The sequence below is a fragment of the Staphylococcus sp. HMSC062A01 genome, assembly GCF_001836805.1.
Taxonomy (GTDB): domain Bacteria; phylum Bacillota; class Bacilli; order Staphylococcales; family Staphylococcaceae; genus Staphylococcus; species Staphylococcus haemolyticus.
The window spans coordinates 1-202 of the sequence record NZ_KV830634.1 but is presented as its reverse complement, the minus strand read 5'-3'; the positions used below and the strand labels follow the sequence as shown (position 1 = coordinate 202).

The window sequence follows — 202 nt, the reverse complement described above, 5'->3', positions numbered from 1 at the left end:
GGAGGGGTAGCGAAGTGGCTAAACGCGGCGGACTGTAAATCCGCTCCTTCGGGTTCGGCAGTTCGAATCTGCCCCCCTCCACCATTCTAATGGGCTATAGCCAAGCGGTAAGGCAACGGACTTTGACTCCGTCACGCGCTGGTTCGAATCCAGCTAGCCCAGCCATTAGAGCCATTAGCTCAGTTGGTAGAGCATCTGACTT

General features: G+C 55.9%; 2 tRNA genes. Both read left to right on the top strand.

Features of this window, described 5'->3' with window-relative positions:
- Positions 1–84, top strand: a tRNA-Tyr gene (locus tag HMPREF2715_RS08445).
- Between the two features lie 6 nt (positions 85–90).
- Positions 91–165: transfer RNA gene (locus HMPREF2715_RS08440), tRNA-Gln, on the top strand.
- The last annotated feature ends 37 nt before the right edge of the window (positions 166–202 follow it).